Source organism: Caballeronia sp. GACF4, from assembly GCF_023631025.1.
Lineage (GTDB): Bacteria > Pseudomonadota > Gammaproteobacteria > Burkholderiales > Burkholderiaceae > Caballeronia.
The window spans coordinates 682,159-696,626 of sequence record NZ_JALQDW010000002.1 but is presented as its reverse complement, the minus strand read 5'-3'; the positions used below and the strand labels follow the sequence as shown (position 1 = coordinate 696,626).

Genomic DNA, 14,468 nt, shown 5'->3' with positions numbered 1-14,468 from the left:
CGCCCGATTCACGCGCGCCGCTCGACGCCCGGAAACACGCACAACAATTCGAACGCGAGATTCGCCCCGAGCAGCGCCGTGGTTCCGAACGGATCGTACGGCGGCGCAACCTCCACCAAATCCGCCCCGACGATATTCAAGCCCCACGCGCCGCGCACGATCTCCAGCGCCTGCGGCACCGTCAGACCCGCGATTTCCGGCGTGCCGGTTCCGGGCGCAAACGCCGGATCGATGCCATCGATGTCGAAGGTGATATATACCGGCCCGTCGCCCATCTGTTCGCGCACTTCGGCCATCAGCGGGGCGAGCGACTTGTTCCAGCACTCCTCCGTCTGCACGACGCGAAAGCCCTGTTCGCGGCACCAGTCGAAATCGCTCGCCTCGTAGCCTGTGCCGCGCAGGCCGATCTGCACGACGCGCCCACAATCGAGCAAGCCCTCTTCCACCGCGCGGCGAAACGGCGTGCCGTGCGCGATCTTCTCGCCGAACATGGTGTCGTTGACGTCGGCGTGAGCGTCGATGTGAATGAGCCCGACCTTGCCGTGCTTCGCGTGGATCGCCCGCAGAATCGGCAACGCGATGGTGTGATCGCCGCCAAGCGTGATCGGCTTGCAATCGTGCGCGAGGATCTCGCCATATGCGCGCTCGATGCGGTCGATCGAATCCAGCAGGTTGTACGGATTGATCGCGACATCGCCGATATCGGCCACGCGCAGCGAGTCGAACGGCGCGGCGCGCGTCGCCATGCTGTAAGGGCGCAGCAGTACCGATTCGCTGCGCACCTGACGCGGGCCGAAACGCGCGCCCGTGCGATTCGACGTACCGAGGTCGAACGGCACGCCGACGAAACACACGTCGAGACCGGCGGCCGTCGGCACGTTCGGCAGACGCATCATCGTGGTGATGCCGCCGCAGCGCGGCATCTGATTGCCGGAAAGCGGTTGCGGACGCTCGGCGTTAAAGTGTTCGGCAGGCGTAAAGAGCGAAGACGTATTCATGGTGTCAAATGTTCCCGTTGAGCCAAAGATGGCGTATTAGTACGCGCTTTTGACCCAAGCTAAAATGGCGACGAAAACAACTTCACATCGATTCCAACCGATGTATAGGCGGCGCGCGTGTTCACTCATCTGTCCGATCTGGATTTGCGGCTCATACGCGTGTTTCTCGCCATCGTCGATGCAGGCGGCGTTTCCTCCGCGCAGGCCACGCTCAATGTTGGCCAGTCGACCATCAGCACGCAACTCGCGACGCTCGAAACGCGCCTCGGCTACCGGCTTTGCGAGCGCGGACGCGGCGGTTTCGCACTCACTTCGCGCGGCGAGCAATTCGTCGATGCATGCAGAGCGTTGCTCGCCGCTGTCGAAACGTTCGATTCCACCGCGCGCCATGTCGGCCGAAAACTCGTCGGCACGCTGACGCTCGGGATGATCGGCAACACGCCGGTGAGCGCGAATGCGCGCATCAGCGAGGCGATCGCGCGCTTCCGGCGACGCGACGAATCGGTGCGCCTATCCGTGCTCGTCCGCTCGCCAGGCGAACTCGAGGAAATGCTGCTTGCCGGCCGCATTCAGATGGCGATCGGCTACTTCTGGCATCGCGTGCCGTCGCTCGAATACACGCAGATCTTTGCCGAAGATCAGTTCGCGTACTGCGCGCGCGAGCATCCGCTTTTTGCACACGCGGGCAATGTGAGTCCGGACGATGCCGCCGAGCATGCGTGGGCGTGGCGAAGCTATCCGCTGCCCGAAGCAGGCGAGCTCACGCCGCGCACTATCGGCGCGGTCGCGGACAACATGGAAGCCGTCGCCATGCTCGTGTTATCCGGGCGGCATCTCGGTTATCTGCCGGAGCATTTCGCCGCGCCTTATGTGAAAGACGGCTTGCTCGCCGCGTTGAATCCCGAGTTCATGCGTTATCGCGTGGCGTTTCACATGGTCGTGCGCGCCGAGCGTGGACGCGGCTCGCGCAATGCGAAGAACGATATCGTCGATGCATTCATCGAGGACATGACCGCCGCTCACACTGCTTAGACGCAGCTAAATAAGCAGTACGCATGCTTATTCGACAAGCATCGATTTCCGCGAGCAATTAGCAAAAGCCAATCACTCGACCGACACGATTTCTCCTAATATCCAAGCTAATCGCGTTATCTCAAAAATAAGCCGAATGATCGGATTTGCTTAATCACGTCACGCGAAACACGGACTTTTCAACGGGGGAAAAGATGGACCAAGCAAAGCTGAGAGAAACACGCCGGGTGGGATTGGCAGCGGCGCTCGCCGTGATGAGCGCCTATGCGGTATCCGCCCCGGTGTACACGATGCCCGGTGGCACGATCACATTCCGGGGCGCGCTGGTGGCGCCGCCGTTCGGCGTATCGACATCGACGGCGGCAACGTCCGCAACTTTTTCGGCGACGAACCATGCGAGCGACCAGACGGTCTCGGTGCACTTCACGCCGCCGCCAACCGACGCGCCGAACGCACGCGTCGCCATTGCCGGCAGCGTGTACGCGCGCTTCGCCGATGGCGCCGGACGTCAGACCGCACGCGGCAGCGATGGCACGTTTCACGTCGGCGCGACAGGCGGCGTGCTGTCCATGTCAGCGCCATCGACAGCGCTCGTGACGGTCGTCACCGACTATCAATAAGCCGGGCGCCCAACCTTACCCGTTGATCACGTCCGCGCCCTTCGGCACGTTGAACTTGAAGGTATCGCTCTTGATCGGCGGGTTCTTCTGAATGTTCGAGAACGTAAGAAGCGTGACGTTGCCGAACACGTCGTGCAGTTCCATGGCTTGCAGATTGCCGTCCTTGAAGCCGATGCCCACGCGTTCGAACTGCGTGTCCTTCGCTCTAGGCGTGAGTTCCAGCCAGTCGATGCCGCCCTTCTCGCCCGCATCGCGCGAGGTGAAGTTCTTGTCGAGGTCGTTGCTGCCGAAAAGGATGGCGGCGGGGCTTGCGCCAAGCGCGCCGCCAAGCGTGCGAACGGTGACCTGGTTCAAGTCCTTGTCATAGACGTAGAGCTTGTCGCCGTCCGCCTGCAAAACCTGCGAGTACGGCTTTTCATACGACCAGATGAACTTGCCCGGCCGCGCGAACATGAATGTGCCGCTGGAGGTCACGCCCTTGGTCGGCGTAGTCGTGGAGCTTGCGCCGTTATTGACCTTGCCTGGCGCCTTGACTTCCTGTTGCGTGAATTCGCCGCGTGCCGCGTGGACTTGCGAAACGAAGGCCTTCAGCTGCTCCGTGCCACTCGCGTAAGTGTGCGACGCAAACAGCATCGACGCGGACAGCAGCGCCGCGCCGAATACCTTCTTCCCCGTGTGTTGCTTCATGCTTTTGTTCTCCATTCAAAACACGTCGGCGCTCAGTCGGAATCGCGCGCCGGCGTCAGAATCTCGCGGTTGCCGTTCGACGACATCGACGAAACGAGCCCGGAGTTCTCCATCTGTTCGAGCAGCCGCGCCGCCCGGTTATAGCCAATGCGCAGATGCCGCTGCACGAGCGAGATCGAAGCGCGCTTGTTCTTGATGACCACTTCCACCGCCTGATCGTAAAGCGGGTCGGACTCGCCATCGGTCGCGCCGCCTGCGCCGGGCGCGCCTTCTTCACCCTCGCCGGCCAGTCCGCCTTCGAGAATGCCTTCGATATAGTTCGGCTCGCCGTGCTCCTTGAGCTTGTCGACCACGCGATGCACTTCTTCATCCGACACGAACGCGCCATGCACGCGCACCGGCAGACCCGAGCCTGGAGGCAGATAAAGCATGTCGCCCATGCCGAGCAACGATTCCGCGCCCTGCTGATCGAGAATCGTGCGCGAATCGATCTTCGACGACACCTGGAACGCCATGCGCGTCGGCACGTTCGCCTTGATGAGGCCCGTGATGACATCGACGGACGGCCGCTGCGTCGCGAGAATCAGATGGATGCCCGCCGCGCGCGCCTTCTGCGCGATCCGCGCGATCAACTCCTCGACCTTCTTGCCGACGACCATCATCAGATCGGCCAGTTCGTCGATGACCACGACGATATGCGGCAGACGCGCGAGCGGCTCGGGTTCGTCCGGCGTGAGGCTGAACGGGTTCGGAATGGTTTCGTCGCGCTTCTTCGCTTCGTCGATTTTGCTGTTGAAGCTCGCGAGATTGCGCACGCCCATCTTGCTCATGAGCTTGTAGCGCCGCTCCATTTCCGCGACCGCCCAGTTGAGCGCGTGACCCGCCTGCCGCATGTCGGTGACGACCGGACACAGCAGATGCGGAATGCCTTCGTAGACGCTCATTTCAAGCATCTTCGGGTCGATGAGGATGAGCCGCACCTGATCCGCGCTTGCCTTGTAGAGCAGCGAAAGAATCATCGCGTTGATGCCGACGGACTTGCCCGAACCCGTGGTGCCCGCGACCAGCAAGTGCGGCATCTTGGCAAGATCGGCGCAGACCGGATTGCCGCCGATGTCCTTGCCAAGGCCCATTGTTAGCGGCGAGGCGGCGGCTGCGTAGACCTCGGAGCCGAGAATCTCGGAGAGCTTCACGGTCTGGCGGCGCTGGTTCGGCAATTCGAGCGCCATGAAATTCTTGCCCGGAATGGTTTCGACGACGCGGATGGACACGAGCGACAACGAGCGCGCCAGATCCTTCGCGAGCCCGACGATCTGGCTGCCCTTCACGCCCGTGGCCGGTTCGATCTCGTAACGCGTCACGACCGGCCCCGGATACGCCGCGACCACGCTCACTTCCACGCCGAAGTCCTTCAGCTTCTTTTCGATGAGACGCGAGGTGTATTCCAGCGTGTCGGCAGCAATGGTTTCCTGGGTTTTCGGCGGCGCGTCGAGCAACGCGAGCGGCGGCAAGGTGGAATCGCCCGGCAGGTCCTTGAAGAGCGGCACCTGCTTTTCTTTTTCCGCGCGCTCGGAACGCGGCGGCGTGGCGACCGGCGGCACGATCACGACCGGCTCGTGATCTTCCTGCTTCACGCGCGAGCGCACGACCTTGCCTTCGCGCTTGGTCGCCGCTTCCTCGCCGAGCTTACGGTCGCGGCCCGCTTCGCGCCGGAGTTGCGCGCCGGTGATCGCGGTGAGAATGCCGTCGCCGACTTTTTCGCACACGGACAACCACGAGAAGCGGAAATAGAGCGACAAGCCGATGGCCAGCGCGATCAGCAGAAAGAGCGTCGCCCCCGTGAAGCCGAGCGCGTGGGAAACATGGCGCGCGACCATGTCGCCGACCACACCGCCCGGCGCGCGCGGCAGCGGCACCTTGAGCGACCACATGCGCAACGCCTCGATGCCATCGCTTGCGAGCAGCACGAGCACGAACGCGAATGCCTCGGCGAGCCAGGTGCGATCGCGCGGGGTGTCGTCGTCGGCGAGCGCGGGTTGCGTGATGCGCCGGTAATTCGCGACGATCCGCCTCCCGAGCAGCACGACAAACCAGTACGACGAGAGCCCGAACGCGAGCAGCAGGATATCGGACGTGTTGGCGCCGACGCGCCCAGCCCAGTTCGAAATGTGATCCACGCTGATGGCGTGCATCCAGCTCGGGTCTTTCCGGCTATAGGAAAGGAGCGCCATGACGAGAAACAGTCCGAGCGCAACCTGGAGAATCCAGCGAATCTCGGTGAAGAGCCGCGACATGCGGTGCGGCAGCGCCTGCGGGCTCGCGGAATAGGATGCTTTGGCCATTGATTCGGAGTCGCTTGTCGCGGCTTATAAAGTGCCGCATATAAGGTGGCCTATTGTAAACGCTGCATTGCGGTGAACGGCGCAAAAAGGCGTCCGTGCTTGCAACCTGTAACACTCGTCACACGCAAACGCTCGTGATTTAAGCCACGATTAAGCAACGATTTTTTCGTGATTCCTGCGACGCTCGGCTATCAAACCGATTGAAAGGTTCACTCGGAAGGCTTTTGCAACGGCCTTTATAATTGATCCCTTGCACCCAACTAGAGTTCGTCGGGGCTGCAATGGCGCGTCGCGGTCATGAGCCGCTTTTCGCGCCGGGCGTCGAAGTTGCCGCGCCACAACCCGACGGCCATCAATAACGGACCAAACGCCATGTCATCGACCAAACACGCCAAAGTGCTGATTCTCGGTTCCGGCCCCGCCGGCTATTCGGCCGCCGTCTACGCCGCGCGCGCGAATCTGTCGCCGCTGCTCATCACCGGCTTAGCTCAGGGCGGTCAGTTGATGACCACCACCGACGTCGAAAACTGGCCGGGCGATCCCACGGGCGTGCAGGGTCCGGAACTCATGCAGCGCCTCGAAGAACACGCGCGCAACTTCAACACCGAGATCGTCTTCGATCACATCCATACGGCGAAGCTCAACGAGCGTCCGCTGCGGTTGATCGGCGACTCGGGCGAGTACACGTGCGACTCGCTCATCATCGCGACGGGCGCATCGGCGCAATATCTCGGCGATCCTTCCGAAGAAGCGTTCATGGGCAAGGGCGTGTCGGCGTGCGCTACCTGCGACGGCTTCTTCTATCGCAACGGCGAAGTGGCGGTGATCGGCGGCGGCAATACGGCGGTCGAGGAAGCCATTTACCTTGCGGGCATCGCGAAGAAGGTCACGGTGATCCATCGTCGCGACAAGTTCCGCGCCGAGCCCATTCTCATCGACCGCTTGCTGGCGAAGGAAAAGGAAGGCGTCGTCGATATCAAATGGAACCACGTGCTCGACGAGGTGCTCGGCGACGCGACCGGCGTGACCGGCCTGCGCGTGAAGAGCACCGAAACCGGCGACACCACCGACGTCAAGCTGCAAGGCGTGTTCGTGGCAATCGGTCACAAACCGAACACCGATCTCTTCACCAACCAGCTCGAAATGAAGAACGGCTACATCATCACGAAGGGCGGCACGACGGGCGACGCAACGTCCACCAGCATCCCCGGCGTGTTCGCGGCGGGCGACGTGCAGGATCACGTGTATCGTCAGGCAATCACGAGCGCCGGAACCGGTTGTATGGCGGCACTGGATGCGCAACGCTATCTGGAAACCATCGACGAAACGCCCACGCCGCACTCGATGAGCCACGAAAAGGATCGTTGAGCGACCGCGCGCGCGTCGGACCGTTAGAATGGTTGCCGGCGCGCAGCGTACTGCTCACTGAGTTCAACCGCATCGAGGGTTGAACCAGACTGAAGAACGGGCCACGGTTCGCGCCGCCGGCCCGTTTTTATTTTCGCGAGCGCCGTTTCGTGCAGGTGCATGGCGCCGCGCGTGGCACAATCGGCGCGCTGCGTTTGACCGTCCCGCGCTTATCCGTTGGCCGAACGATGCCGAAAAACCAACCTCATCCGAACGAACCGAAACTGCGGCGCGCCGCCACGCCGCAAGTCAGCGCGCCTGTCGAAGCGAAACCCGCCGATGTCGCCGAAGCGGTGAAACGCGAAGGGCTCGCCGGACTCGGATCGCTGAAAAGCGCGTTGAAGGCGCAGGCGGAGAAGCGCGAGGTCGAACGCGTCGCGGCCGTGCGTGCGGAACGCGAAACGTTGGCCGAGGCCGATGAGTTTCGCCGCGCCATCGGCGAAATCGAGCCATTGAAGACGCCGCCGCGCATCGCTATCGCTCGCGTGCCGCCGCCACCGCTTCCGCTGCAAAGCTGGCGCGACGAGGAAGCGGTGCTGCAGGAAGCGCTCTCCGACGAATACGACCCGGAAAGCCTGCTCGATATCGACGAGACGCTTTCCTACTGTCGTCCGGGCATCAGTCAGGAGGTCGTGAGGAAGTTGCGGCGCGGCGCGTGGATCGTTCAGGCGCAACTCGATCTGCACGGCATGCGCCGCGAGGAAGCGCGCGAGGCGCTTGCGGAGTTCATCCGCGAAGCCGTGAAGCGCGGGCTGCGCTGTCTGCGCGTGATTCACGGCAAGGGGCTCGGGTCCGTCGGCCGCGAGCCGGTGCTCAAGGGCAAGGTGCGCGCGTGGCTCGTGCAGAAGGTCGAAGTGATTGCGTTCTGTCAGGCGCGTCCGCACGATGGCGGCGCGGGCGCCGTGCTCGTGCTGCTGCAACCGGCGAGCGCGCCGCGACATCATCAACATCCACAAGACAAGAACCGCAAAGCGGGTTAGAACGTGCATCCCAGGCTGACTCTCGCCATTTCCATCATGGAGGCGTTCGCGATTTTCGCGTATGCGTTCTCCGGTCTCATCGAGGCGCGCAAGCGCCGGCTCGACGCCGTCGGCGCCTTTCTCGTCGCCCTCGCCACGGCTTTCGGCGGCGGCACCGTACGCGACGTGCTGCTGTCACGCCGGCCGTTTTATTGGGTCGAGCATCAGGAATACGTGTTCGTCATCTTCGCGATGGCGATTTTCGCGCCCTTCTTTCTACGCGTGACGACGCGTCTGTTCGATCAGCGCGCGCTCCTCATCACCGATGCGATCGGCCTCGGACTCTTCAGCGTCTCGGGCACTTCCATCGCGCTCGATGCGCAAATGCCCGTTTTCACCGCGACGATGATGGGCGTGACCACCGGCGTGTTCGGCGGCATCATGCGCGACGTGCTGTGCAACGAGATTCCGCTGATCCTGCGCGATTCGCGGCCGTATGCAGTCTGCGCGTTCGCGGGCTGCTGGATGTATATCGGGCTCGAACAGCTTCAGGTGGACACGATCTACAACGTGCTGCTGTCTACGGCTTTCATTCTGGTCGCGCGGCTCGTCACCTTCAAATTCGATATCCGACTGCCGCATTAGTCGAACTGCATGGGCCGAGCCGCACTGGCTGCGCACGAACGGGCGGGAAAACCCGTCTATTTGCTACAATCGCACAGTTTTCAAACCCGCCTGAAGCTGCCTGAAAGTCTGACCCGGCGGCCTTCGCGGCTACCCTTCTTGCAGAACGACGCACAACGACGCACAACGACGCACAACGAACATGAACATCGAGCAAGCGCGTTTCAACATGATCGAGCAGCAGATTCGTCCTTGGGAAGTACTGGACCAGGAGATTCTGAATCTGCTGTCGCTCATCAAGCGCGAGAACTTCGTTCCCGCCGCGTACCGCAATATCGCTTTCGCGGACCTCGAAATTCCGCTTCCCGGCGGCGAGCGCATGCTGTCGCCAAAGGTCGAGGCGCGGGTTCTGCAAGAACTGGCCATTCACAAGGGTGAGACGGTGCTGGAAATCGGCGCGGGCTCGGGCTATATGGCGGCGCTCCTCGCGCATCGCGGCCGCAGCGTGACCACGGTTGAAATCTCGCCGGAACTCGCCGAGTTCGCGAAGCAGAATCTTGCGGCGAACGGTGTGTCGAACGCGCATGTGGTTCACGGCGACGGCGCGCGGGGCTTGGCCGACGGCGCGCCTTATGACGTGATCTGCGTTTCGGGCGGCATGCCGGTCATGCCGCAGGAATTGCTCGAACAGTTGAAAGTGGGCGGGCGTATCGCCGCTTTCGTCGGCACGGCGCCGGTCATGAAGGCGCAGATCATCACGCGGGTCGACGAAAAGCAATTCCGCGTGTCCGATGTCTTCGAAACGCTCGTCGCGCCGCTGCAAAACGCGGTGCATCCTTCGCTATTCAGGTTCTGATTCGGTGCGTTCGGGCCGGGCGCCGCCCGGCTTTCGCCATCGTCCTTACTCGATTCCATGCAAAATCTGACCGCACCCGAACTCGCCGCGTGGCTTGCCGACACCTCGCGCCCCGCTCCCGTTTTGCTCGACGTGCGCGAGCCGTGGGAAGTGCAGACCGCGAAGCTCGACAAGATCGTGTCGATTCCCATGCGCGACATCCCCGCGCGTAGCGAAGAACTCGACGACGACGCGCAGATCGTCTGCATCTGCCATCACGGTGCGCGCAGCGCACAGGTCGGCATGTTTCTGGAGTCGCGCGGCTTCACGAACGTGTTCAATCTGTACGGCGGCATCGACGCGTGGTCGCGTCAGGTCGATCCTTCGGTGCCAACGTATTGAATCGAGCCTGAATCCGAGCGTTCAGGCCAGCCAACGAAAAAGCCGCATGCGTTTAAAGCGCATGCGGCTTTTTTGTGTCGAAACGAAAGCGTCAGACCACGTTCATTGCCAGCGCGCTTGCGCGATAATGCTCCGCGGCCTTTTCGGTATCGCCGAGTTGCTCGTGCAGACGCGCCAGCGCGCGATGCGTCCGAATACGCAACGGCTCGTCTTCAGCCAGCTTCAGCGCCGATTCGAGAAACGCCTGCGCCTTGCCCCACAATTGCTGATGCAGGCACAGACGACCGAGCGTGAAAAGCAGGTCGGCGTCTTCGGTGCGTTCCTTTTGCCAGGCTTCGGCGCGCTGAATGAGCGGCAAGGCGTCGCCCCCGACGATGCAATCCGGATAACGCCGCAACAACCGCGCATCCCAGTTCACGGCAAGCGCGTCTTCGATAATCTTCTTCGCTTCCGCCCGACGATCCAGCGCGATCAGCAGTTCGGCGGCGAGATCGGCGAGACGCGGCGACTGACGCTCTACCGGCGACAATGATTGCCACAGTTCGAGCAGCGCATCTGGATTATGCCGGCGATCGCGCAGCAGGTTTTCCGCCGCGACTTGCCGCAGCCGCACGGCGACCGCGGGATGCAGCGCCTCGCGCTTTTCCAGCATGCGCACGAGCTTCAGCACTTCGCCCCAGTTCTTCAACTGCTGCTGGGCGCGCAACGCGATCTGCTGCGCATGGATGCGCCGCCCGCCCTGCGCCTGGATCTCGGTCAGCGCGACGAGCGCGCCGTCCGCGTCGCGGCCATCGGCGCGCATGTCGGCGGTGGCCATCAGGCGCGCGTCCTGCCAGTCCGCGCCGCCGACTTGCGCGAGCCATTCGTCGCGACGCGCGTATTCGTGCAGCCGATGCGCCGCGTTCGCGCCGATCAAGCCCGCCGCGCCCTTGTTGTCCTCGACACTCAACGCATCGCGCGCGGCTTTCTCGGCCTTCGAGAAGCGGCCCGCGTACAGATGGCCGATCGCATCGCGCAAGGACGCGTTCGCCTTCGCAAGCTTGCTGCGCGTGCGATACGCCGCCACGCGCGACGGCATCTTCCACACGCCACGGATCGCGCGGATCAGCGCATAGAGCGCGAGAAACAGCACGACCAGCGCCACGACAAACAGATTGAGCGACATGTCGATGCGATATGGCGGCAGCACGAGCAGAATCTGCCCGCCATTGAAGCCGCCGACCGTCGCGATGATCGCCGCAACGACGAACAACAGCGCAATCCAGATGAGTCCACGAATCGTCATCATCCGCCTCGCTTGAACTGGTGCACGGCGGCGAGGCTCGCGTCCAGGTTCGGCACGGCGACGGCCATCGACGCCTGATCGACCTGCTTCACGAGATCGCGCACGGCCTGAACCGCTTTCGACGAGGGATCGAAGTAGCGGGCAAGCGCGGCATCGGCGGCTTTCAGGTCGGACTTCAGCGTAGGCTCACTGCGCGAAAGCAGCGAAAGACGCGCGGACAACAGACGCAGCTTCACGTTCTGGCGCACGAAGTAACCCTGATCCGGCGACGTGAGCATGGCGTCCGCATTGTCGATACGCCGCACCGACACGAGACTCGACAACTGTTGCCCGATACCGCTCGTGATCTGATACCACAGCACCTTCCAGCGCGGCACGCCGGTCGCCGCAGCAATCGACGCGCTGTCACCCGGTTCTGACGCGCGAGCGCGCGCCGGATCGATCGGCGCTTCGCCGGACAGCGGCAAGCTGTCGATGCGGTCGATCGCCGTATCTAGCTTGATCGCGAGACCCGTGAGGTCGGTGGTCGGCGTGGCCTTGAGCTTGTCCATGTCCTGCGCGACGGCCTTGCGGATCGCCACGACCTGCGGACCGTTCGTGGCGGCCAACCGCGTGTCGGCGCTTTGCAGCGCGAAGAGCGCGAGTTGCACGTTGCCGGTCAATTGCAATTGCTGGCTTGCGCTCGACAGAATCTGCTCGACTTCGGCAACCGTCCAGTCGTCGCGATTGCTCGCGAGGTCCTGATACTGCTGCTGCAACGCCTGGCTGTGCGCCTCGGCGTCATTGAGCTTGCCCTGCAACTGAATGACTTGCGTATTGAGCGCGGCGGTCGAACTCGCGGCTTCGTCGGCCTTGGCGCGCAGTTGCGCGTCTTGCGCGTTGGCTTCTTCGACGCGCTGGGCGAGCGCCTGGTTATTGCGTTCGAACTTGCGGTTGAGCGCATAGCCGCCCGCGCCCGCAGCAATCGCGAGGATAACGATGACGAACCACAACAACACCGTGCCCGCGCCGCCGCGCCGCTTCTGCTGCTCGTAGGGCGTGAAAGGCGTATTGGGCGGAGGCGGTGGCACGTTGGGCTGAGGTGAAGCTTTGTTGGAATCGTTCGAATCAGTCATGCGTGATTGAGCCGTTTGGTGGGCCGGCGCGGCGGCCGGTTGCGTGTCCGGCGATGCATCCGCCGGTGCGGGCTTCGCGTGCGTTTCACGTGCTTGATTGGTGTGAGGTTCAGCCTGAATTCCAGCCGATTTGCGCGGGTAAAGCGCATCGACTGCCTGCACGATGCGCTCGTCGCCGGCGCCGGACACCGTCATCCTATCAAAACCCGCTTGCCGCGCGGCCTGCTCGATACGCGGATGCGGGCAGATCACCTGCGCGTGCCGCAGCCGCGTGATCTCGTCGGCGGTGAGATGTTCGCGCGCGAGTTCGTCGAGATTGCGCACGCCTTCGGAACTCGTCAGCAGCCACGCGTGCGGATTGCCCGCGAGCAGCGTGTGGATGCGCTCCCACTTGTGCATGGACGGTTCGGGCAGCACGCGGCGATACGCCGCCACCTTCTCCACTTGCGCGCCCGCTTCGGTGAGGCGCTCGGCGAGCCACTCGCGCCCGCCATCGCCACGCACGATCAGCACGCGCTTGCCTTCCAGACCGTTCTCGCCGAGCGTGGCTTCGATTGCCGTGTAGAGCGCTTCGGAATCGAAACGCGGATCGGCTTCTTCCGCCGACGGACTGATCACGCGATACGCCGGCGCGCTCACGCCTTGCCGCGCCAGCGCAGCGACGCTGCCCGGACCCACGACGGCCACCGGCACGTCCACAGGCCACGGCGCGAAAAGACGGCTGAACGCATGATCGATCGCATTCGGCGAGACGAAAACCACGAGCGCGTAACGTTGCGGCCCGTAGAGTTCGTCGAGGGCCGCGCGCAAAGGAGCGTCGTCGGCGACGGGCGCGATGTCGATGAGCGGAAACTCGAGCGTCTCGAAACCGGCATCGGCGAGAAGCGCGATGAGCGCAGCCGATTGTCCCGCAGGCCGCGTGACGACGATGGTGGCGCAACGCTCGCTCGCCATCAGTGCTTGCCCGCCGTCGAAGGCGGGATCAGGTCGGGATTGGCCGCGTCGTTGCCGGGGCTTCGGTTCGGCCCGTCCGGGTGGCTGATGGTGGTCAGCGCGTTGACTATCCCCATGGCGCCCTGCGCTTCGAGATCCGCCGATACGCGCAAACCCAGTTCGAGCGCGGCGGCAAGATCGGGCGTGGCGATGCGTTCTTCCGCGTTCAAGACGCGCGTGCCATCCGGCGTCGAGACCGCGCCGCGCAAGTACAGCGAATCGTTCTCCCAATGCGCGTAAGCGGCCAACGGCACTTCACAGCTGCCACCAAGCGCACGCGACACGGCGCGCTCCGCTTCGACGGCAAGCGCGGTCGCTTCGTGATGCAAGGGCGCGAGCCACGCGACGAGATCGGCGCGATCCGCACGAATCTCGATGCCGAGCGCACCCTGCCCCGCCGCCGGCAGACTGTCGGTTTCATCCAGATACGCGCGGATGCGTCCTTCGAGACCAAGCCGTATCAGACCGGCCGCCGCGAGAATGATGGCCGCGTATTCGCCGCGATCCAGCTTGCCAAGGCGCGTGTCGAGATTGCCGCGCAGCGGCCGCACTTCGAGATGCGGATAGCGCGCGCGGATCATGGCTTCGCGGCGCAGGCTCGAGGTTCCGACCACGCTGCCCGCCGGCAAGGCAGCGAGCGAATCGAAGTGCGAAGAGACGAACGCATCGCGCGGATCTTCACGTTCGAGAATCGCGCTGAGTGCGAAGCCTTCGGGGAGTTGCATCGGCACGTCTTTGAGCGAATGAACCGCGAGATCGGCGCGGCCGTCGGCGAGCGCGGCTTCCAGTTCCTTGACGAACAAACCCTTGCCGCCGACCTTCGATAACGTGCGATCGAGAATCTGATCGCCGCGCGTCGTCATTCCGAGAATTTTGACGTCGCAAGATGGATATAATTTGTGCAGCGCACACTGCACGTGCTCGGCTTGCCACATCGCCAGCCGGCTTTCCCGCGAAACGATTGTGAGGCTCGCGGGCGGTGTCGTTGAATGCGTCTCGGAATTCATTGAAGCTCGATCGAATGACGGGATGGATAAATAGACATTAGCTAACAATGGTAGCACGCAGGCCAGGGTCGACCTGAAGACACGCGGCGCGCCAGAGCCTTAGTCCGCGCGCCTTTCGAAGCGTTCAGCACGCGTTCCGGTAGCGGAAGGCAAAGCGGCTGC

General features: G+C 63.2%; 13 protein-coding genes. 7 read left to right on the top strand and 6 right to left on the bottom strand.

Annotated features, from left to right (window positions below; genetic code table 11):
* Window positions 1–8 precede the first annotated feature (8 nt).
* The gene (gene speB, locus NCR40_RS03240; protein ID WP_250508695.1) at window positions 9–998 is read right to left on the bottom strand and encodes an agmatinase; all 990 of its coding nucleotides are present in this window, start codon (window positions 996–998) and stop codon (window positions 9–11) included.
* Between the two features lie 117 nt (window positions 999–1,115).
* On the opposite strand from speB, the gene NCR40_RS03235 reads away from it, so the two are divergent.
* Together NCR40_RS03235 and NCR40_RS03230 are read left to right on the top strand one after the other, a co-directional pair.
* Window positions 1,116–2,030 (top strand): LysR family transcriptional regulator, encoded by a 915-nt coding sequence (locus NCR40_RS03235; RefSeq protein ID WP_250508694.1) that lies wholly within the window; start codon window positions 1,116–1,118, stop codon window positions 2,028–2,030.
* A 194-nt stretch (window positions 2,031–2,224) separates the two neighbouring features.
* A complete protein-coding gene (locus tag NCR40_RS03230; RefSeq protein WP_250463660.1) occupies window positions 2,225–2,650 on the top strand; it encodes a hypothetical protein in 426 nt (141 codons plus the stop codon).
* 15 nt (window positions 2,651–2,665) lie between these two features.
* On the opposite strand, the gene lolA is transcribed toward NCR40_RS03230, so the two are convergent.
* Window positions 2,666–3,337 (bottom strand): outer membrane lipoprotein chaperone LolA, encoded by a 672-nt coding sequence (gene lolA, locus NCR40_RS03225; RefSeq protein WP_250508693.1) that lies wholly within the window; start codon window positions 3,335–3,337, stop codon window positions 2,666–2,668.
* A 32-nt stretch (window positions 3,338–3,369) separates the two neighbouring features.
* The gene (locus NCR40_RS03220) at window positions 3,370–5,679 is read right to left on the bottom strand and encodes a DNA translocase FtsK (RefSeq protein ID WP_250463655.1); all 2,310 of its coding nucleotides are present in this window, start codon (window positions 5,677–5,679) and stop codon (window positions 3,370–3,372) included.
* 372 nt (window positions 5,680–6,051) lie between these two features.
* Between NCR40_RS03220 and trxB the strand changes: the two genes are divergently transcribed.
* From trxB to NCR40_RS03195, 5 genes are all read left to right on the top strand, one after another.
* Complete coding sequence (trxB, locus tag NCR40_RS03215; protein ID WP_250463652.1) at window positions 6,052–7,047, top strand: thioredoxin-disulfide reductase; 996 nt, start codon at window positions 6,052–6,054, stop codon at window positions 7,045–7,047.
* A gap of 227 nt (window positions 7,048–7,274) precedes the next feature.
* Window positions 7,275–8,066: a Smr/MutS family protein gene (locus tag NCR40_RS03210; RefSeq protein WP_250508692.1), complete on the top strand. Its 792-nt coding sequence runs from the start codon at window positions 7,275–7,277 to the stop codon at window positions 8,064–8,066.
* Window positions 8,067–8,069: 3 nt separating this feature from the next.
* Window positions 8,070–8,690: a trimeric intracellular cation channel family protein gene (locus NCR40_RS03205; protein WP_244827323.1), complete on the top strand. Its 621-nt coding sequence runs from the start codon at window positions 8,070–8,072 to the stop codon at window positions 8,688–8,690.
* A 181-nt stretch (window positions 8,691–8,871) separates the two neighbouring features.
* Window positions 8,872–9,525, top strand: coding sequence for a protein-L-isoaspartate O-methyltransferase family protein (locus NCR40_RS03200; protein WP_244827322.1), 654 nt, complete (start codon window positions 8,872–8,874; stop codon window positions 9,523–9,525).
* 57 nt (window positions 9,526–9,582) lie between these two features.
* Window positions 9,583–9,906 (top strand): rhodanese-like domain-containing protein, encoded by a 324-nt coding sequence (locus tag NCR40_RS03195; RefSeq protein WP_244827321.1) that lies wholly within the window; start codon window positions 9,583–9,585, stop codon window positions 9,904–9,906.
* 91 nt (window positions 9,907–9,997) lie between these two features.
* Here the strand turns inward: NCR40_RS03195 and NCR40_RS03190 are convergent, their stop codons facing one another.
* The 3 genes from NCR40_RS03190 to hemC are packed head-to-tail and all read right to left on the bottom strand — an operon-like array spanning window position 9,998 to window position 14,306.
* The gene (locus tag NCR40_RS03190; RefSeq protein WP_244827980.1) at window positions 9,998–11,191 is read right to left on the bottom strand and encodes a heme biosynthesis protein HemY; all 1,194 of its coding nucleotides are present in this window, start codon (window positions 11,189–11,191) and stop codon (window positions 9,998–10,000) included.
* The gene (hemDX, locus tag NCR40_RS03185) at window positions 11,191–13,260 is read right to left on the bottom strand and encodes a fused uroporphyrinogen-III synthase HemD/membrane protein HemX (protein WP_250508691.1); all 2,070 of its coding nucleotides are present in this window, start codon (window positions 13,258–13,260) and stop codon (window positions 11,191–11,193) included. Before hemDX ends, NCR40_RS03190 begins: the two co-directional genes overlap by 1 nt.
* Window positions 13,260–14,306, bottom strand: coding sequence for a hydroxymethylbilane synthase (hemC, locus tag NCR40_RS03180; protein ID WP_250508690.1), 1,047 nt, complete (start codon window positions 14,304–14,306; stop codon window positions 13,260–13,262). The genes hemDX and hemC overlap by 1 nt, the downstream gene beginning before the upstream one ends.
* Window positions 14,307–14,468: the final 162 nt, after the last annotated feature.